Here is an 18,883-nt window from a genome sequence, read left to right as displayed (position 1 = left end):
CGCCGGGGCCTCGCGCGACGGTGCGGCGGGTGCGGGCGTACGTACGCCCGCACCCGCCGCACAGGTCTCAGCGGTGTCAGTTGTGCCAGTTGTGTCAGTGGTGCCAGTGGAGTCGGAGGTGCCGGACGTGTCGGAGGCGCCGGAGAGGCTCCGGCGGCCTGCTCAGCCGTCCGAGCCCTTCTTGTCGGTCGTCGTCTCCGATGTCCCCGTCGGTTCCGCCGTCTTCGCGTCACCCGGCGCCGCGGGCGCGGGCACCCGCAGCGAGGCCGCGGTCAGACCCGAACCGTCGCCGTCGCCCTCCCCGTTGATCCGGGCCAGCAGCACATCGATGTCGGGAGACTCCTCCGGCTTCAGGAAACCGATCGCGATGTAGAGCACCAGCGAGACCGCGAGCGGGATGGAGACCTGGTACTGGAGGGGCACACCGCCCTCGACGCTCCAGTTGATCGGGTAGTTGACCAGCCAGAAGGCCAGCAGCCCCAGCGCCCAGCTGACCAGCGCCGCGGTCGGCCCCGACCTGCGGAACGGCTTGAGCAGACCGAGCATGAACGGGATCGCGATCGGGCCCATCAGCCCGGCCACCCACTTGATCACGACGGTGATGATGTCCTTGAACGTCGGCGAGTTGACCTGCGTGGCGATCGCCATCGACAGCGCGAGGAACGCGATCGTCGACAGCCGCGCCGCCATCAGCCCCGCCCGCTCCGACCAGTGGCGCGCCGCCTTCGAGACGACGGGCGCGATGTCCCGCGTGAAGACCGCCGCGATGGCGTTGGCGTCCGAGGAGCACATGGCCATGGTGTGCGAGAAGAAGCCGACGATGACCAGGCCCAGCAGACCGTGCGGCAGCAGCTGTTCGGTCATCAGGGCGTACGAGTCGGACGCGTCCGGCTTCTGCGCGTCGACGAGCAGCGGCGCGCACCACATCGGGAAGAAGAGGACCAGCGGCCAGACGAGCCAGAGGATGGCGGAGAGCCGGGCCGAGCGGGTCGCCTCCCGGGCGTTGGCCGTCGCCATGTAGCGCTGGGCCTGGTTCCACATGCCGCCGTTGTACTCGAACATCTTGATGAAGAGGAAGGCCAGCAGGAACGTCACGGTGTACGGCCCGGCCGTCGGGTTGGCGTGCCCCTCGGGGAGCTTGTCCCAGACCGTCCACAGCGCGCTGAAGCCGCCGAGCTTGCCCATGACGGCGACGAGCATCGCGATCCCGGCGAAGAGCTGGATGATGAACTGGCCCAGCTCCGTGAGGGCATCGGCCCACAGACCGCCGACGGTGCAGTAGATGCCGGTGATGACACCGGTGATGAGGATGCCCTGGTTCAGCGACATCCCGGTGAAGATGGAGAGCAGGGTGGCGATGGCCGCCCACTTGGCGCCCACGTCCACGATCTTCAGCAGCAGCCCCGACCAGGCGAGCGCCTGCTGTGTCTTCAGGTCGTAGCGGTTCTTGAGGTATTCGAGCGGCGACGCGACATGGAGCCGGGAGCGCAGCCGGTTGAGCCGGGGCGCGAACAGCTTGGCCCCGATGCCGATGCCGATGGCGATCGGCAGGGACCAGGTCACGAACGAGGTGACACCGTAGATATAGGCGATGCCCGCGTACCCCGTGAACATCACCGCGCTGTAACCGGACATGTGGTGCGAGATACCGGAAAGCCACCAGGGCATCTTGCCGCCGGCGGTGAAGAAGTCGCTGACGTTGTCCACGCGCTTGTGCGACCAGAGGCCGATCGCGACCATCACACCGAAGTATGCGATGAGCACGATCCAGTCGAGGCTGTTCATGTGCCCCCTCCAGGGGTCCGCCTTGTGAACGTCGAGTGCTCTTCGTCAGTTCGTCCGGTCGGCGCTTCCCCGTGCGGGAGCGGGGACTTTGGGGATTGAACCGCCTGGCGCGGCGGCTGGTCAAGGGCTTCTCGGTCATAGATGTGAACTCAAGTCAGAAAGCCGAACGATTTTACGTGTTCTTGACCTACCGGGGCGTTGTCGGGACCGTGACGGCGCCCACACGATGAGCGAGCACTTCGTCAGGCTTCGGTCACAACGACATGACCGCAGGGGATGCGGGTCCCATGCGGCCGGGAGAGGGAGTGGGGGAACGGAAGACGTACAGAGGGGACACGGACGCCGGGCATGGCCGAGCCCCCTCGGCCAGGACGGCGGACCGGTCGAGAGGGCTCTTTCCGTGATGCGGGTGCAGGGTGCCGAATGGCCTCAGCCGAGGTCGAAAGCGCCCTTGTTCATTTCCTGTACGAAGGCATTCCATGAGGTGGGGACGAAGGAGATCGAGGGCCCTTCGGGAGCCTTCGAATCCCGGACGGCAATGGTCTGGACGACGGGGGACTTGACCTCAACGCACGCGCCGTTTCCGCCGGAGTACGAGGACTTGGTCCACGTGTCCGTAGCGCCCTGAAGAATTGCCATGTTCGCTCCGGTTCCGCAATGGGTGTGAAATAGCGCCAACTTCCTGCTGGCATGATCGACGCTACTAGCCCCACTCCAAGGGCGGGACGGGCGTTCACTCGTCCTGATGGCTTATGCCCGGCGGGTCTTCCGCATCCGGGTAGCGGAGGTGTACCTTCCCCTCCCTCTGGCCGGAAAAATCGGCGTACTCGACATTCCGCGCAAATGCCTTGGTGGTGGGCCCAGGCCGGAGCGGCCGACCGGCCGCCGGCGGCCGTCCTCGGGGCCGGGCGGCCGGTATACGGCTCGAAGATCCGCTAGCGGGCGTATTCCTTGGCGATATCCGCGATGAACTGCCGGGTCTGATCGGCATTCAGCGCCTGTGCCCGCAAATGCTCGTACATCACGCTGTAGCGCTGTACGTCATTCGCCTTCTCCAGATAAAGGTCGCTCGTCACGCCCTCGATGTAGACCACGCTGGAGTCCGACGCGTCCGGGAATTCGAGAATCGCGTAGTGCCCGGTGATCCCGGGATGCGCGCCCATGTCGAAGGGCAGCACCTGCACCGTCACATGCGGGAGCTGCGACTGCTCGACGAGGTGCTCCAACTGCTCGCGCATCAGCTGCCGGTCGCCGACGCGACGGCGCAGCGCCGCCTCGTCCACCACCGCCCACAGCCGCAGCGGATCGTCGGGCGTGTTGATACGGTCCTGCCGCCGCAGCCGGACCCCAACGCGCTTCTCCACGTCGAGCACGGGGGATTCGGGCAGCGCGCCGTTGATGAGCGCCTCCGCGTACGGCCGGGTCTGGAGCAGTCCGGGGACGACCTGGGGCTCGTACACGCGCAGCGACGCCGCGTCCGTCTCCAGACCGATGTAGACGCTGTACGGGATGTCGCCGAAGGCGTGCCACCAGCCCTGCTGGCGGGAGTCCTTGGCCATTTGCATCAGCGAGTCCACGATGCGCTGGTCCTCGACCTCGTACACCCCGCAGAGGTCACGGACATCGCGCTGGCTGATGGAACGGCGGCCGTTCTCCAGACGGCTGATCTTCGACTGGGAGACCAGCAGGCGCTCCGCCACCTCCTCGGCCGTCATGCCCTTCAGCTCGCGAAGCCGGCGCAACTCCTGGCCCAATCGGCGTCGCCTGACGGTGGGATTGACGTTGGACGCCACGGAAACTGCACCTCCGGCTGCGTAGCTGTACGTATCTACTGCTCAGCAGACTGCCACCAAATGCCGTGACTGCGCTGGAAAATGGCCACAGAGGCCATGGGGCCCGGTCTGCGCGGTTCCTCCGCGCGCCGGTGCGAGCGCCCTCGCGCCGGGACGGACTCCTGTCCGCCTCGGGCGCCCTGATGGCCCCTCTCCCCCCGCCGTCCCCGCCCACGGGCCGTCAGGGGCCCGCCCCGGGCCGTCAGGGGGCCGTCAGGGAGCCGTACGAAGGCCATCAGGGGGCCAACGCGCGACGCGCGGGGCGGTCAGACTGGTGTGGTCTGACCGCCCCGCGCGTTGTGTGCGGCTCCCGAACCGGCTCTGGGGACGTCGGTGCGGCGGACTGCTGTGGTGACGCTTCCCGCGGTTCCCGCGCGTGCTGCGGGTGTTCGGGGTCATGCGGGTGTCGCGGGTCGTGCGGGTGTCACGGGTCGTTCAGTGCGCCGGAACGCGGGCCATGCCGCCGTGGTGCGGCTGCATCGGCACAGCCCCTGGGGGCCGTCCGCCGCCCGGGGCGCTGGGGGCGCCCTGGGCGGGATTACGGCGCGGCTGTGCGCCCACGCCGTTCTGGACGTCCATCACGGCGTGCGCGACGAGACCGCCCATGGGGTCATGTCTGATCAGGTCCCGGAGCCGGGAGCGCGACGAACGCCCCTCGTTACCGGGATACAGGTGCTTGCCGAGTCCGACCGCGTGGGCCAGCGCGGCGAGCGCCGCGGTCCGCGGGTCCGGCGGTACGCCGGTGCGGATCGCACTGTCCAGCCGGGTCCTGATCTCCCGGCTGATCGCCGTCTCCGTCGCCTGGTAGCGAGTCGTCGGCAGCACTCCGCACATCTGGCCCGCCACGGCATGCACCATGCCGCATCGCTCCAGATGCGAGAGATAGGTCTGGCGCAGCCCCAGTCGGGGCCCGCCAATCCAGTGGACGGCCCGGACCGGGCTGCCGCGTCTGCGCAGCAGCTCCAGTGCGGAGTCCAGAGTCGGATCTCCGGTCGGCCGTGGCATCACCACGGCGATACGATCCCCGTCAGGGGCTATCCGTCCTGCCAGAGCCAGCTCCACTAGCTGTGCTCCGGCCAGGCCGAGGTCGAGCGACTGCGGCTGCGCTGTGGTACCCGTGGCCGGGTCCAGAGCGAGCAACAGAAGCTCCTCCGGAATTGTTCTGCGGCTCCTGCCCATCCATGCCTCCCCGCGTGGATGAATGACAGGGTGACCCCTCTCACATTGGTCTGTCGAGGGTGCCTGGGTGCTTTGTGCGGGAACCGTTATGTATGTCGTTCTCGTCTAGCACGTTGGCCGAGGTCTCAGAGCAGGACACTGATAGATGCTTCGGACAGTGCGGTACGTCGGATGAGACATGAAGGAGACACGGTGGCGGGCGAGTCCCCCGGCAAGTCGGATCAGCGGAAGTCATCGGGGGAGACGGCTCCGGGAGAGCGGGACCCGCGGCTCGCGGTCTTCCGCGAACCGGCGACAGGGGCGGCGGACGCGGCAGGGCGGGCGGAGCGCGATGACTCCGGCTCGGCGGTGTCGACGAAGGTCGCGATCGCAAATCGCACAGAGGAGTCCACGGAGTCCGAGGCGGCCGAGGACGCACGCGAATCGGACGGTCGGCGCATTGCTCCGGCCCCGCAGCCGCGGAAGGCCGAGCCCGCGAAGGCGGAGGGCGGGAGCGGGAGCGAGCGCGACGCGGAGGGTGAGGCGGAGAGCGCTGACGCCGGCTCCGGAGCCTCGAAGGGCGACGGCCCGGGGAAGCCCGCGTCCGCCGACGCGGGTGCCGATACGAGTGCCGATACGGGTGCCGACGCGGACGCCGGTGCGGACGTGGACACGGACACCGAACCGGATACCGGCACTGGTGCGCCGAAGACCGACAAGGACGACAAGGGCGGCCAGTCCGACGCATCGGGCGAACCCGTCAAGGGGGGCAAGGGCGGCACGGTCCCCTCCTGGGCCACGCCCGCCGAGGAAGACGTCACGACGGACACCAAGGCCGACGCCAAGGACGGCGCCAAGAAGGCCCCGGAGGCCGGCTCCAAGGACTCCGGTACCGGCTCCGGCACCGACGGGCCCTCCGCCGACTCGGAGCCCGTCGACCAGCCCACGGCCGTCTTCAGGGCGCTGCCCCGGCCCGCCGTCGATCAGCCCACCACCACGCTCACGGTGCCCGGGAAGCGCGAGGAGAAGGCCAAGGCCGCAGAGAAGGCCGCCGACGGGAAGCCCGCTGAAAAGCCCGCCGAGAAGGCCGAGTCGGCCGCCGAGCGGACCAGCACGTTCGTACCGCTGCGCCGGGACGACACGCCGCCCGCCGCCGCGACTCCGCCCCGGTCGTCGTACCCGTCGCCGTCCCCGGCCGCGCCCACCGCGCTCCCCGAGGCGGCCGAGCGGACCCGGCAGCAGCCGATGCCGCCGATGCCGCCGCTCGATCTGCTGGCCGAGCTGACGAACAAGCCCGCCCCGCCCGAGACTCCGGTCCGCACGGCCGTCCGGCGGGTCAAGATCTACACGCCCTTCGCCCTGCTCCTCCTGGTCGTCCTGGGGATCGTGCAGGCCGTACGGCCGCTCCCGGCGCCCACGCTGGCACTCTCCGCCGACCCCACGTTCACCTTCGAGGGCGGCAAGCTCGACATGCCGTGGCCCGGCGAAGGGCAGGGCGGCGTCGAGGTCGAGGGCGTCGGCACGATCGGCATGTACGGGGAGCAGAAGCCCGCTCCGATCGCGAGCGTGGCGAAGGTGATGACCGCGTACGTGATCCTCCGGGACCACCCGATCAAGGGCGAGCAGGTGGGCCCGGAGATCGAGGTCGACAAGAAGGCGGGTGAGGAGGCCAACCGCCCCGACGAGTCGACCGCGCCCATAAAGGAAGGGCAGCGGTACACCCAGAAGCAGATGCTCCAGCTGCTGATGATCCCGTCGGGGAACAACGCGGCCCGGCTGCTGGCCCGTTGGGACGCGAAGTCGGAGCCGGCGTTCGTCGAGAAGATGAACGCCGCCGCCAAGGACCTCGGCATGACGAACACGACGTACACGGACCCGAGCGGTCTCGAGTCCACCACCGTGTCCACCGCCGCCGACCAGATGAAGCTGGGCAAGGCGGTCATGCAGAACGATGTCTTCCGCGAGATCGTGAATCTGCCCCAGGTCAGGATCCCGGGCATCGACAACCTGATCATCAACAACAACTCGATCCTGCTCGAACCCGGCGTGAGCGGGATCAAGACCGGCTCGTCCACCCCGGCCGGCGGCAATCTGCTGTGGTCCGCCGACACGATCGTCGACGGCCAGAACCGCCGGATCATCGGTACGGTCATGGGCGCCCAGGAGGGCGTGAAGCTCTGGGACAAGCTGGAGCTGTCGATCCAGAACAGCCTCAAGCTGATCAAGGCCGCCCAGGACGGCGTCACCTCCGCCACGGTCGTCAAGAAGGGCGATGTCGTCGGGTACGTGGACGACGGCCTCGGCGGCCGGACCCCGGTGGTCTCCACCAAGGACCTGAAGGCGGTCGGCTGGGCGGGCCTCCAGGTGAAGCTCCACCTCGGCGCGGGCAAGGAGACGGTGCCGCACACGGCCGCCTCCGGCACGGTCGTCGGGGAGGTCACCGTCGGCACCGGGGCGGGCAAGGTCTCCGCGCCCGTGGCGCTCCAGGGAGAGCTGGCGGAACCGGGCTTCGGCGCGAAGCTCACCCGGGTCGGCTGACCCGCCGGCCACACGTCGGACAGGCCCCCGGGGCCTGGCGGCCGGGGAAGGCGCCGGAAATGGCGTCCTCCCCGGCCGCCGTCACGTGTTAGCGTCCCGAAACGGACATCTGCATGAGGCACCCGCTCGGCCGGCCGTCCGGGCAACCGCCGGACGCGGGGACGGCGTCTCGCAGCATGTCGGGGGTCGGCACACCGGGTGGGACAACGGTGAGACGGAAAGACGTGGAGAGCCGTAGTGACCACCACTGAGCCGACGCAGGCCGACGGCGCCGCCCCGCCCGGCGGCGTCACCTCTGCCGACCGGCGGGACACCGCCCGGCCACGAATACGACTGCCCGCGCAGCGCGGTGGCGGCGAGCCGCCCGAAGGTCCCCGGCGGTGGGCGGCCCCCAGACGGTGGGTGTCCCGGCATCCCGTTCTCCTCACCACCGCAGTCGCCGCCCTCACGCACGTGGTGTGGTTCCTCTTCTTCGCCAACAGCGGCGGCGACATCGCCGCGCAGGACGCCTGGGCCGAGTTCGTCGGCCGGCACCCGGACTCCGCGTACAACCTCGCCTGGTACGGCGGGATGCACCCGGTCTCGTACAGCGTGGTCTCGCCCTATCTGATGTCCGTCCTCGGCGTCCGTACGACGATGATGATCGCCGGGACCGTCTCCGCCGCCCTCACCTCACTGATCCTCGTCCGGGTGCGGGCCGTCCGTAACCCGGTGGCCTGCTCGCTCGCCGGGGTCTTCGCGTTCCTCTGCAACGCCCTGTCGGGGCGGGTGACCTTCGGCCTCGGCATGATGTTCGCGCTCGGCGCGGTCGCGGCGGTGTTCTGCTGGCCGTACCGCTGGCGGACCAAGCGCTGGGCCAAGGCGATCGCCGCCGCGCCGCTCGCCGGTCTCGCGACCGCGGCGAGCCCGGTGGCCGGGCTGTTCCTCGGGGTCGTCGCGGCGGCGCTGTTCCTCAACAAGCGGCGCCCCGGGGCGTACGCGCTCGGTCTCGCGCCGGCCGCCGTGGTGGCGCTCTCCTCCTGGCTGTTCCCGTTCTCCGGGACGCAGCCGATGTCGGTGGGGACGGCCTCGCTGCCCTTCCTCTTCGCGGTGCTCGTGTTCGTCCTCGTCCCCAGGGCGTGGCGTACGGTCCGGGTCGCCGCGGCGGTCTACGGCGTCGGGGTGCTGCTGACCTATGTGATCGATTCGCAGATCGGGTCCAATGTGTCCCGGTTCGCGATGGTCATCGCGGGCGTGGTGCTGCTCGCGGCCCTGCCGTACACGGCCCCCCGGTCACGCCGCTGGTACGCGCTGGTGGTCGCCTTCGCCGGGCTCAACGTCTGGATAGGGTTCAAGGGCGTCGACGACATGGTGCGAACGGCGCCCACCGCGTCCTGGACGCGTGAACTGGCGCCGCTGGTCAACCAGTTGCAGCTGACCGGCGCGGAGAAGGGCCGGGTCGAGGTCGTCCCCGCCAGGAGCCACCGCGAGGCCTCGGCGCTCGCCCCGTACGTCAATCTCGCCCGCGGCTGGAACCGCCAGGCGGACATGGAACGCAACCCGCTCTTCTACGACGACACCCTGACCGCCGAGAGCTACCGCGGCTGGCTGGACCGCTGGGCCGTGCACTACGTGGTGCTGCCCAAGGGCAAGCCCGACTCGGGCGCGGGTCTCGAGGCCGAACTCGTCCAGAAGGGGCTGCCCTATCTGCAGCACGTCTGGGGCGACTCCAACTGGCAGCTCTTCGCCGTCAAGGACCCGATGCCGCTGGCCGATCCGCCGGCCACCGTGGACCGCGCGGGCGCGGGCGAGCTGACGATCCATGTGAAGTCGGCGGGACGGGTGCTGATCCGGATCCCGTACTCGCCGTGGCTCGGCCTCGTCGACGCGGAGGGCAAGAGCGTGCCGCCCCCGGAGGAGACCCCGGCGTCCAAGGCGGACAAGGACGGGCCCAAGGTCTACACGAACCCCAACGGGTGTCTGCTGAAGGCCGAGACGAACGTGGAGGGCGACGAGTGGACGGAGCTGCTGGCGCCGCGCCCCGGCGTCTACCGGCTGGCCGCGCCGTACCAGCTGCCGCGCGGGACCGGCTGCCCGGAGGAGCTGCGCTGAACCGGCGTGCGACCGGCCGGGGGGCCGTCCGTCCCGTCAGGGCCCCAAGGCCGGACGGACCCCGCGCTCGTCCTCAGAGGCGCTTGGCGCTGCGCAGCGTCGCGGCGTAGTACCCGTTGCCGTCCAGGCGCGACGTACCGCCCTTGTCGCCGATCGTCGGGCCGTTGACCTCTTCGCGGCTGGACACGAAGATCTGGTGCCCGTCCGTGTCGTTGCCCATGTACATCCCGACGTGGTCCAGACGGTTCTTGGTCCGCGCGTCGAGCTTGAAGAAGACCAGGTCGCCGGGTTGGAGCACGCTGATGGACTTCGGCCGTTCGTAGCGCGGCTCGGGCCCCGACAGCTTGATGACGTCGACGCCCGCGTCGGAGCGCGCCATGCCGTTGGCGGTGCGCGGCAGTCCGTCGCCGGCGACGTCGGAGACCATCAGCGGGTAGCGGCCCCGGTAGCCGAACACGGTCCGGATGAAGCCCGAGCAGTCGATCGCGCGGTAACGCGCCGACTGCGGCTGCTTGGTGGTGCCGTCACGGAAGGTGTACGGGATGCCGAGGTAGTCGTAGAAGTCGGACTGTTCGAGGCGGTAGTCGTTGCCCTCGCTGCCCTCCGGGTTGACCGGCCCGAAGGCGGCGTCGCCCGCGTACGGAACGCCCTCGTCGTCCTTCTTGATGGGCGCGCCCTCGACGTACTGGAAGGCGAACGCGAAGAGGTCGTCCTCCTCGCTGCCGTAGTACTCCTTGAACCAGTCCTTGAACCACTTCTCCTTCTCGGCGCCCTTCTTCCACGCCTCCGGCATCAGCCGCACCCAGTTCTCGGTGACCACCCGGGTCTTGGTGTTCGTCGGCTCGTCGAAGGTACGGCTGGGGCCGGTCAGGGTCGCGGTACGCGCGTCGTCGGTGAAGGTGGCGAGGATGTCGCCGTCCCCGCTGCGCAGCACCGAGCGCTCCGGGTTCTTCAGCCGCTCCCAGGTCTGCTCGCCGGCCGTGCTCCCGTTCCCGGACGTCAGCGCCGGGATGTCGGTGATGGCCTGGACGGCGGGCGCCTTCGCCTGCTCGTCCTTGCGGAGTTCAACGGTGAGATAGGCGCTGCCGGCCAGCAGCGCGAGGACCGTCGCGGCATGCAGGACCGGACGGCCCCGCTTCTTGGACTTGGCACTCATGACGATTCGGCTCCCGTGGATGGGCTGGTCAGGCTGACGGCAGGGCGCCGAGCAGGATGCCGGCGGTGAGGACTACATAGGCCGTGAGCGTGACCGTGCCGGTGGCGAGGATGGTCGCGCCCTTGGGCTGACGTACGAGCTGGTAGGCGATCAGACCCGGGACGATGAAGCCGAGCGTCTGGTTCGCGTACAGGAGAGGGAATTCGAGCGAGAGCACGATCATCACGGTGCCCTGGAGGAGCACACCGATCATGACGACCGCGGAGAACAGGCGCTTTCCGTAGAGGATCACGAAGCGCTGGACGAGCAGCGTGGTCACGTACGTCAGTACGGTCACGCCGACGACCATGGCGGCGCGCTGGAGGTCCTCGACGAGGGTCAGCGCCAGCCAGCCCGGCGTGATCATGCCGCCGGGGGAGAGGTTGGTCGTGAGATAGCAGATCAGGGAGAACATCAGGCCCAGGCCGATGCCGATCGCGGCGATCTCGGGGGTGAGGACTGCGGGGATCAACGGGGTTCTCCTGGGTTCTGCGGCGCCACGGAGTGCGAGGGGTTCGGGGTGTGCGGGGCGTTCGGGTGCTGCGGCTGCTCGGGGTGGTGCGGCTGCTGGTGGGGCGCGGGGTGCGCGGAGTCGTCCCGCGCGGGATCGCCGGAGTCGTACGGCTCCTGCTGCCGGCCCTGTGCCTGCTCCGGCATCTGGACCGGTTCGAACAGGCCGCGCTCGCGCGGCGGTCCGGCGGCGGGACGCTGCTGGTAGCGCTGCTCGTACGCCTCCGGGTAGGGCTGGAACGGGTCGAGGCGCGGCGCGTAGCGGGCCAGTGCCACCGTCTCGTCGTGACGCGGGTGCTGCTGCTGGGGCTGCTGCGGGGTGGTCTCGGGGGCGGCGGCGTCGGCGTTGACGACCGGGATGGCGACGGTGTCCGACGCCTGCCCCTGGTCCTGTGTCTGCCCCTGTGTCTGCCCCGGCTTCTGTGCCTGTGCCGGGATGTGGGGCTCCGCCGTCCGTACGGGGGCGGGCGGGTCGGTGGGCCCGTCCTCCGGGTCCGGTGTCTCGTCCGGCGGCAGCTCCGCGAGGTGTTCGAGCAGCAGCTCGCCCTGGCCGTGGATGTTGCCGATCGCGACCAGCGAGGAGTCGGGCCCGAGCATGCCGAGCAGCTCGTGCATGAACTCCTCGGGGTCACGCTTGTCGCCGCCCAGGTCGACCGCGCGCGAGCGCCATTCGGCCGGGATCGCGTCGATGGCGCTCTTGGCCGGGTGGCCGATGACGAAGACCTTCTCCGGCTGGAGCTCGGGGATGATCTCGCCCATCTGGCCGTTGCGCTCGACGCGGTCGGGACGGCAGTTGATGACCACGTGGAGCGGACGGTTGATCGCGCCCAGGTCGAGCAGCTGGTTGATGTTCATCAGCGTCGACTCGGGGTCGTTCGCCGCGAAGACGTTCGCGAACCGCAGCCGCTTGGCGTCCGGCGTGAGGTAGCGCTCCACGGAGAGGACACCCGGGTCCGGCGGCGCGTCGTACATCCCCTGGAGCGCGGTCTCGCGCTCCACGCCCAGCAACTCGGCGACCTTCAGCGCGATGGCCACGTTCTCCTTGAACGTGAACCAGCTGAAGCCGCGCAGCTCCTCGTCGGAGACCGTCTCCGGGTCCGCGTAGATCAGCTGGCAGTTCCGCGCGTCGGCCTCCTCCTGGAGGATCGCGAACCGGTCCTTCTCCGCGGTGACACAGATGCCGTCCTCCGGCATGGAGCGGGAGAGCGAGCGCGCCACGTCGTCGAGGGTCGGGCCCATCTCGGCGAGATGGTCCTCACGTACGTTGCACAGCACACCGATCGTGGACCGGATCAGCTTCGACTGGTTGATCTCCTGGAGCGCCGGCATGACGGCCATGCACTCGATCACCAGCGCGTTGGGGTTGTACGCGGCGGCCCGGCGCACGATACCGATCTGCTCCACCACATTGGCGATGCCGAACTTGCGGTAGACGGGCTCCTCGGTCGCGTCCGGGTGGATGAAGCGGGCCGCCGTACCGGTGGTCTTGGCGACCGTGACCAGATCGCCGCCGCGCAGCGCGCCCGCGCACAGCCGGGTGATGGAGGACTTGCCGCGGATGCCGTTGACCAGCACCCGGGTGGGGATGCGGTTCAGGTTGGTGAAGTGCCGTCGCTGTTCGACGAGTCCGGCGACCAGCAGGATCGCGCTGCACACGAGCAGCACGAAATAGAGGAAGAGCACGGTCGGTCAGATCCTTTCGGCGAGGGCCGGCGGCGCGCCTTCGCGCCTGCGCTGCTCCTGGAGCTGCTGGCGCAGCAGTTCCAGGGAGCGTGCGATGGCCCCGACCTCGTCGTGGTGGCGCGGGTAGAGGACGGTGCGGCGGTCGCCGTCGGCCAGCGTCTCGGCCTGCTTGGCGAGTTCGCGCAGGGGGCGTACGACGACGATGTGCAGCCAGCCGAGGCAGGCGGCGGCGGCGGTGACTCCGAGCAGGCCGGCGAGGACGGTGCGGTTCTGTGCGCTGTACTCGGGGATGGCGAGGGCGGAGGCGGGCTGCCAGCTGACGACGGTCCAGCCGAGCGATTTGGCCGCTCCGCCGCCGGCGAAGGGGGCCGCCGCGGCGATCTGGATGCCGTCGCTGTCACGGAAGAGGACTCCGCTGGGGCGTGTGCTGAGGCCGACCTTCTGGCCGGTGGCCTCGACGAGGGAGTCGAGCCTGCTGGAGGGCAGTTTCTGGAACGCGCGGTAGCCGGTGTTGGAGCCCACGGTCCTGCGCTCGGCGTCGACGATCCGTATCTGGCCGAGACCGGGCCGCTTGAGGAGCGAGTTGAGGAAGTCGACGCGGAACTCGCCGACCACCGAGGCGCCGTCGCGGCCGGGCAGCTCGGCGTATCCGGCGACCTGCGGTTCCTTGGCGTCGGTGTTGAGAATGCCGATCGGGTCGGTGCTGGTGCGCTTGCCGCCGGGGTGCTGCGGGTCGTCGCCCGCCTTGGCGAGGACCGAGCCGTCGGCGGAGAGCACGTACAGCGAGCGGTAGCGCGGGTGCTCGGTCCTGGTGCGTTCGAGGACCTTCGCCATGTCCGCGGGTGCGGTCTGGTCGCCGATGAGGGTGGCGACGGACAGCAGGTCCGCGTGGCCCTCGTTGAGGGCGCGGCGCACCCGGTCGGTGACGGTGTCGGTACGGTCGCGCTGGTCGTTGACGAGCTGCTGCGGTACGACGGCGGTGTCCCCGGCGCGGTTGAGCAGCAGCATCATCGGGGCGGACCAGATCAGCAGCAGGATCCCGCCGCCGGCCAGCAGGGCGCGGGTGCCGACGCGCCGCCCGCGCCGCTTGGAGCCACCGGTTCCGGTGCCCTTGTCCGTGGCCGGGCCCGCGCCGGGCGCGGGGGCGCCGAGCAGCTGGAGCCGCAGCTGTTCCAGCGCGTCCCCGATGCGTCGCGTCTCGCCGAACCGGGGCACGGTCACAGGCCGGGTGAGATCGCCGCGGGTGAGGCGGCGGCTCTCCAGGAAGAGCCGGAGCAGCGGGCGCTGGACCGTACCGAGCAGCAGGGCCACCGCGAGCGCCCCGATGACGATCAGCGCGGCGGCGGACAGCAGGCCGAACAGCGGGTCGTTCACCCGGCTGGTGTTCTCCGGGACGGCGACCTGCGTGACCACGGAGAGACCGAGGCCGGTCGCGTCGGTGCTCTCGCCCGCCTCGGGCGCCGCGAGCGTCGCGTACCCGGCGACCGTGCGCTCGTCGGTGATCCGGGAGCCCGTCATCGTCCCGCTGACGCCGAGGAAGCCGCCGGAGCCCGGCTCCTTGGTCGTCTGCGGGTTCTGGCCGGACTTCTGCGCGGCGAGCTTCGCGAACTCCTTGAGCTGCTTCTCGGTCTGCTTCAGCTCGTCCTTGATGCCCTCGGAGTCGGTCTCCTCGGGGACCTGGAGACCGTCGCTGCTGAGGATCGAGCCGCCCGCGTCGACCACGGCGATCACCCGGAACTTGCCGAGGCTGATACCGGGGACCTTCAGGCTGTTCGAGGTGACCAGCAGCTGCTGCGGCCGGCCTTCCCACGACAGCAGCGCGAAGGTGAGCAGCCGGGTCTCGCCGTTCTTCAGCCGCACCATCCGGGGGGCGAGCCCGTTCTCGTCGGACAGTTTCTTCCGGTCGACCGCGAGGAGCGGCACGTTCTCACCGCGCGCGGCGAGCAGCTTGCCGGACTTGATCTCGACGATGGCCGAGCCGCGCCACTTCTGGTAGACGCTGCCGAGCTTGTCGAGGACGGTGTCGGCGGAGACGGGGTCGCCCGCGTTGAACAGGGCCGCCGTCCGGCTGAGGTCCGTGATCGACTCGTCCAGCGAAGCCCGCAGCGCGATGGCGCCGTCCTCGGCGAAGTGCTGCTGGGAGATCCGGACCGCCTTGGGGAGCGCCTCGTTCTCCGGCTTGCCGAAGCCCAGGGCCGTGAGGCCGGCCAGCGCGAGCAGCAGTGCCGAGAGGACCGCGATCGGTGGGCGTATGCCGCCCAGGAGCGACATGTCGGCCCGTCTGCGGACCTTGTGCCGCCGCTTCGCAGACGAAACGGCCATGGGGTACCTCTCTCAGCGTGGTGCGGGCAGCGCCGTAGCGCGCGCGTCCGTGCGCGCAGGCGGATGAAGCGGATAAAGACGGGCGTGTGGGGGAAGGAGGGGGACGGGGGGATTTCCCCCACCGTTCCCACGCGTCCCACGCGCGAAATTAGGACCGGTCGCGCTGTCGAATGGTTGTGCAAAATCAGACAGTCGCGCGTGTGATCTGTATTACAGATGTTACGTACCGGACATGCGGAACCAGCGGCCGGATGCTGCCGTCAGGGTGCCTCGCACCGTAGGGATTCCGGGCCGCGGGGCGTTGGAGCGCGGTATCCGCGTCCGAAACCCCGGCAGACCGAACAACCTCCGGAATCAGCCTAGTTGGGCGGCTCCTCAAGAGGCGTCAGCCCGTCCTTCGCCGCACCGCGGTTCAGCATCGTGCCTTGTGTACGGTCGAAGGCCAGCCGGTAACGGGCGAGTTGCACCTCGGTGTACTTCTTCCCCTCGTCCGGAGTGCCGCTCTCCGGCTTGCCGTTCCTGAGTGCCCGCGCCACATCCACCAGCCGGTAGTCCGTGACCGCGCCGTCCGGCAGCTTGTCGGGCGTCTCGGGGTCCTCCGGGTCCGGCGGGATGTCGACGAACGTCGGCACGTACTGCGCCCGCACGTCCCACGTACCGCCGCGCTTGGTGAAGGTGAACCAGCCGATGACGCCTTCCTCGGACTGGCCGCTGGGCACCTCGTGCCGGGCGACCTGATTGCCGAGGCTGTAGGCGACCCAGGTGTCGTTGACCTTCTCCATCGGCTGCACGACATGGGAGTGATGGCCGATGACGAGATCGATGCCGGTGTCCTTCGTGAGGCGCTCGGCCAGCTTCATCTGCGGGGGGCTCGGCGCGTTCTGGTGCTCACGCCCCCAGTGGATGCTGAGGATGACCACCTCCGCACCCGCCGCGCGGGCCCGCTTCTCGGCCGCCGCGATCTCCTTGAAGGATGTCTTGTTGACCAGCCACGGCTTGTCCGCGGGCACCTCGTCGGTCCCGAATCCGAAGGCGAAGGAGAGCTGCGCCACCTTCACGCCCTTCACCTCGGTGATGAGTGGCGTGCGCCACTCGTCCTCGCTCCTGGCCGAGCCTGTGTGGCGCAGACCGGCCGCGTCGAGCGCGTCCAGGGTGCGCTTCACGCCGGCGGCGCCGTGGTCGATCGAGTGGTTCGACGCCGTCGAGCAGGTGTCGTAGCCGACGTCCTTGAGCGTGGTGGTGATCTCCGGCGGGACCTGGAAGTTCGGGAACCCCTCGTAGGGCCCGCCCTTCTTGGCGACCACCGGCTCCATGTGGCAGATCGCCAGGTCGGCCTTGCTGATCACCGGCTTCACCCCGGCCATCAGCGGCGCGAAGTCGAGCGTCCCGGCCTTGCCTCCCGTGGCCTTCGCGTCCTTCGTCGCCTGATCCGTCAACGGCGGATGGATCAGTACGTCACCGGCCGCGGCGACCGTGAACGACGGGCCTCCGCCTCCCTTGGCGTCCGTGCCCCCGTCGTCGGAGCCGAGGACGGAACAGCCCGCGACGGCCGTGGCGAGGCAGGCGGCGAGACAGGCTGTCGCGGCGGTACGGAGGGCCGTACGGCCGGCGGCACGTCGTCCGCGGGGCAGAGAGAGCCGTCCGCGGAGCAGGGGGAGTCGTCCGCGGAGCAGGGGGAGTCGTCCGCGGAGCAGAGGGAGGGGTTGTTTCACATAGGTATTTTGAACGTCATATGACACGATCTCCGACCGTGAAGATAACAATCATGGCAAGCCTGCTGGTCGGGGTCCTGATCGCGGCAGCTGTGGTGATCGTCACTCCGGTCCTGGACCGGCACTCCGACGACCCCTCCGCACCCGCCACCGGCAACGGTACCGACCTCGATCTGGAACGCCGGATCGCGGGATTCGCCACGGACACCGTGGCCGACGCCCGCTTCCTGCCGCCCAACCGCGTGGAGCGCGAGACCGTCGCCGCCGGGGTCGGACTCTACCTCGACGGCAAGCGCGGTGAGGCCGAACGCAGGCTCGCCGAGGTCGACTTCGGCGTACACATCCTCCGGGACACCGTGCGGGGGCGGCGGTACGCGGAGATCGCCGACCGGGCCCGCGAGGGCGCGCGCGGCTGGGGGCGGATCTACATCGACCTCGACGCGCCCGCCCGCTTCTCGGTGCAGGTGCCGCACCCCGTCGCCGACGCGTACAGCGAGACCCTCGGCGTCGGCGTGCTGCGCGGCGCCTCCGGCGGGGTGCTGGTCGTGGCCGGTGCCCATCGCACGGCGGGCGAGGGGAACGCCGCGGACGTCGCGCACCGTACCGACACGGTCTTCCACGCGGTCTGCGCGGAACTCGTCGCCCGCGGGCTCGGCGGCATCCAGGTCCACGGCTTCGCGGACAAGACGGCACGGGCGCACGACGCGGTGGTGTCCACGGGCGCGGGCGACGACGGCCGCCCGCAGGCCGTCACCCTGGCGCGGGCCCTGACGGACGACGGCTTCCGGGTGTGCCGCGCCTGGTCGGCCAAGTGCCCGCTGGCGGGGCGCGCGAACAAGCAGGGCCGGCTCGCGGCGGACGACGGAGTCCCGTTCATCCACGTGGAGTTCAGCCGTACGGTCCGGGAGGACACGGACCGCGGGCGCCGGGTGGTGGCGGCGATGACGACGGCGGTCGCGGAGTGGAAGACGACGGCGGGGAAGGCGGCGGGGGGGAAGGCGACGGCGGGGGGTTAGCTCTCCGTGCCGGCCCGCCGTGCTCCGACCTTGGGGAAAGGTCAACCGGCCAATCGTGAGCTTCCGCTGCCGGAGAGTGGCGGGATCCCCCATAGTGGGGCGGCATGAGGTGCGAACGGTGCGGGAGTGGCCGGGGAGTATCGCTGCCGGGCGTGGTGTGCCCCGTGTGCGACACCGTCGCGGGCGGGCCCGAGCGGCACACGGCCCCTGACGACCGCCGCTCGCGCCGTCGCCCGCTGGTGACGGTCGCGGTGGTGGCACTGGCGCTGGGCACCCTGGGGGCGACGGTCGCCCTGGTCACCGGATCCGGAGGCGAAGGCGGAGGCGGCGCGAGCGGGGCGGACGGTGCGGCGGCGGATGGGGTCCCGACCAGGATCGGCCCGCCGGAACTGCCGGGCCTGGGCGGCGGAGGCTCGTCCGCGTCTCAGTCCTCGTCTCCGTCCGTGTCTCCGTCCGGGCCTTCCGCCGACTCTCCGACGGTGTCACCGACCGCGTCACCGACCGAGACCCACGACCCCGACGCGCCGGGCTACTCGGCATGGGCGGGCCCCGGCTGCGCCTCGGGCCAGTACACCGAACACGGCCGCTTCGAGAACGGCGACGCCGCCTGGTACACCGTCACCGACGGCGGCTACGAGGGCGGTTCGTGCGACGGCCGCTTCTCCGCCGTCCCCATGTCCGGCAGCCCCGCCCGGGACCGCGGCTCCACGGCGACCTGGTCCTGGAAGCTGGGCAAGGCGTACGAGAAGTGCGCGCTGGCCGTCTACGTCCCGGACAGTGGCCGCCCGGCCGACACCGCGGGCCACCCCACCGTCTACCGCGTCCTGCGCGACCCCGCCGACACCTCGTCCGCGTACGCGGCCTTCGGCGTACGCCAGACCGCCCACCGCGGCAGCCTGGTGAGCGTCGGCAGCTACCGGGTCGAGGGGGAGTCCTTCTCGGTCCAACTCCTGGACCGTGGGCGGGACTGGGGAGGCGAGGACCGCTACGGAGCCCACCACGCGGCGGCCCAGATGAACCTCTACTGCACGTGACGGGGCT

The 18,883-nt window shown here is 70.3% G+C and carries 13 protein-coding genes; 4 read left to right on the top strand and 9 right to left on the bottom strand.

The window, feature by feature from the left end; translation table 11 throughout:
- Positions 1–162 precede the first annotated feature (162 nt).
- From ACIOGX_RS19535 to ACIOGX_RS19520, 4 genes are all read right to left on the bottom strand, one after another.
- Entirely contained in the window at positions 163–1,785 is a 1,623-nt protein-coding gene (locus ACIOGX_RS19535) for a sodium:solute symporter family protein (RefSeq protein ID WP_356512430.1), read from the bottom strand.
- A 429-nt stretch (positions 1,786–2,214) separates the two neighbouring features.
- Positions 2,215–2,424 carry a DUF397 domain-containing protein gene (locus ACIOGX_RS19530; protein ID WP_129768573.1) on the bottom strand — a complete coding sequence of 70 codons (210 nt, stop codon included), beginning with the start codon at positions 2,422–2,424 and terminating at the stop codon, positions 2,215–2,217.
- A gap of 296 nt (positions 2,425–2,720) precedes the next feature.
- Positions 2,721–3,578: a helix-turn-helix transcriptional regulator gene (locus ACIOGX_RS19525; protein ID WP_129768574.1), complete on the bottom strand. Its 858-nt coding sequence runs from the start codon at positions 3,576–3,578 to the stop codon at positions 2,721–2,723.
- A gap of 474 nt (positions 3,579–4,052) precedes the next feature.
- Positions 4,053–4,796, bottom strand: coding sequence for a GPP34 family phosphoprotein (locus ACIOGX_RS19520; RefSeq protein ID WP_129768575.1), 744 nt, complete (start codon positions 4,794–4,796; stop codon positions 4,053–4,055).
- A gap of 171 nt (positions 4,797–4,967) precedes the next feature.
- On the opposite strand from ACIOGX_RS19520, the gene ACIOGX_RS19515 reads away from it, so the two are divergent.
- Together ACIOGX_RS19515 and ACIOGX_RS19510 are read left to right on the top strand one after the other, a co-directional pair.
- Positions 4,968–7,313 (top strand): serine hydrolase, encoded by a 2,346-nt coding sequence (locus tag ACIOGX_RS19515; RefSeq protein ID WP_401914677.1) that lies wholly within the window; start codon positions 4,968–4,970, stop codon positions 7,311–7,313.
- 237 nt (positions 7,314–7,550) lie between these two features.
- Positions 7,551–9,404 carry an MFS transporter gene (locus ACIOGX_RS19510; RefSeq protein WP_401914675.1) on the top strand — a complete coding sequence of 618 codons (1,854 nt, stop codon included), beginning with the start codon at positions 7,551–7,553 and terminating at the stop codon, positions 9,402–9,404.
- A 73-nt stretch (positions 9,405–9,477) separates the two neighbouring features.
- Here ACIOGX_RS19510 and ACIOGX_RS19505 read toward each other — a convergent pair whose 3' ends face one another.
- The 5 genes from ACIOGX_RS19505 to ACIOGX_RS19485 form a co-directional block, all read right to left on the bottom strand.
- Positions 9,478–10,560: a C40 family peptidase gene (locus ACIOGX_RS19505; RefSeq protein WP_129768577.1), complete on the bottom strand. Its 1,083-nt coding sequence runs from the start codon at positions 10,558–10,560 to the stop codon at positions 9,478–9,480.
- Between the two features lie 28 nt (positions 10,561–10,588).
- Positions 10,589–11,071: a poly-gamma-glutamate biosynthesis protein PgsC/CapC gene (locus ACIOGX_RS19500; protein WP_129768578.1), complete on the bottom strand. Its 483-nt coding sequence runs from the start codon at positions 11,069–11,071 to the stop codon at positions 10,589–10,591.
- Entirely contained in the window at positions 11,068–12,792 is a 1,725-nt protein-coding gene (pgsB, locus tag ACIOGX_RS19495) for a poly-gamma-glutamate synthase PgsB (RefSeq protein WP_401914672.1), read from the bottom strand. The genes ACIOGX_RS19500 and pgsB overlap by 4 nt, the downstream gene beginning before the upstream one ends.
- Positions 12,793–12,798: 6 nt before the next feature.
- Positions 12,799–15,114: a HAMP domain-containing protein gene (locus ACIOGX_RS19490; protein WP_356512438.1), complete on the bottom strand. Its 2,316-nt coding sequence runs from the start codon at positions 15,112–15,114 to the stop codon at positions 12,799–12,801.
- 359 nt (positions 15,115–15,473) lie between these two features.
- Positions 15,474–16,826, bottom strand: coding sequence for a CapA family protein (locus tag ACIOGX_RS19485; RefSeq protein WP_401914668.1), 1,353 nt, complete (start codon positions 16,824–16,826; stop codon positions 15,474–15,476).
- Positions 16,827–16,879: 53 nt separating this feature from the next.
- Here ACIOGX_RS19485 and ACIOGX_RS19480 point away from each other — a divergent pair, with 53 nt between their 5' ends.
- Together ACIOGX_RS19480 and ACIOGX_RS19475 are read left to right on the top strand one after the other, a co-directional pair.
- Positions 16,880–17,842, top strand: a complete 963-nt coding sequence (locus ACIOGX_RS19480) for a hypothetical protein (protein ID WP_401914665.1) — start codon at positions 16,880–16,882, stop codon at positions 17,840–17,842.
- A gap of 164 nt (positions 17,843–18,006) precedes the next feature.
- Entirely contained in the window at positions 18,007–18,876 is an 870-nt protein-coding gene (locus tag ACIOGX_RS19475; RefSeq protein ID WP_401914663.1) for an adhesin, read from the top strand.
- Positions 18,877–18,883 lie beyond the last annotated feature (7 nt).

The organism is Streptomyces sp. NPDC088147 (assembly GCF_044741565.1).
GTDB lineage: Bacteria > Actinomycetota > Actinomycetes > Streptomycetales > Streptomycetaceae > Streptomyces.
The sequence above is the reverse complement of the archived record's forward strand: the minus strand, read 5'-3'. Positions and strand labels throughout refer to the sequence as shown.

Coding starts and splice junctions, on each gene's coding strand:
- ACIOGX_RS19490 (WP_356512438.1), bottom strand. CDS start 15,114: ATGGCCGTTTCGTCTGCGAAGCGGCGGCACAAGGTCCGCAGACGGGCC.
- ACIOGX_RS19480 (WP_401914665.1), top strand. CDS start 16,880: ATGGCAAGCCTGCTGGTCGGGGTCCTGATCGCGGCAGCTGTGGTGATC.
- ACIOGX_RS19505 (WP_129768577.1), bottom strand. CDS start 10,560: ATGAGTGCCAAGTCCAAGAAGCGGGGCCGTCCGGTCCTGCATGCCGCG.
- ACIOGX_RS19520 (WP_129768575.1), bottom strand. CDS start 4,796: ATGGGCAGGAGCCGCAGAACAATTCCGGAGGAGCTTCTGTTGCTCGCT.
- ACIOGX_RS19530 (WP_129768573.1), bottom strand. CDS start 2,424: ATGGCAATTCTTCAGGGCGCTACGGACACGTGGACCAAGTCCTCGTAC.
- ACIOGX_RS19515 (WP_401914677.1), top strand. CDS start 4,968: ATGAGACATGAAGGAGACACGGTGGCGGGCGAGTCCCCCGGCAAGTCG.
- ACIOGX_RS19535 (WP_356512430.1), bottom strand. CDS start 1,785: ATGAACAGCCTCGACTGGATCGTGCTCATCGCATACTTCGGTGTGATG.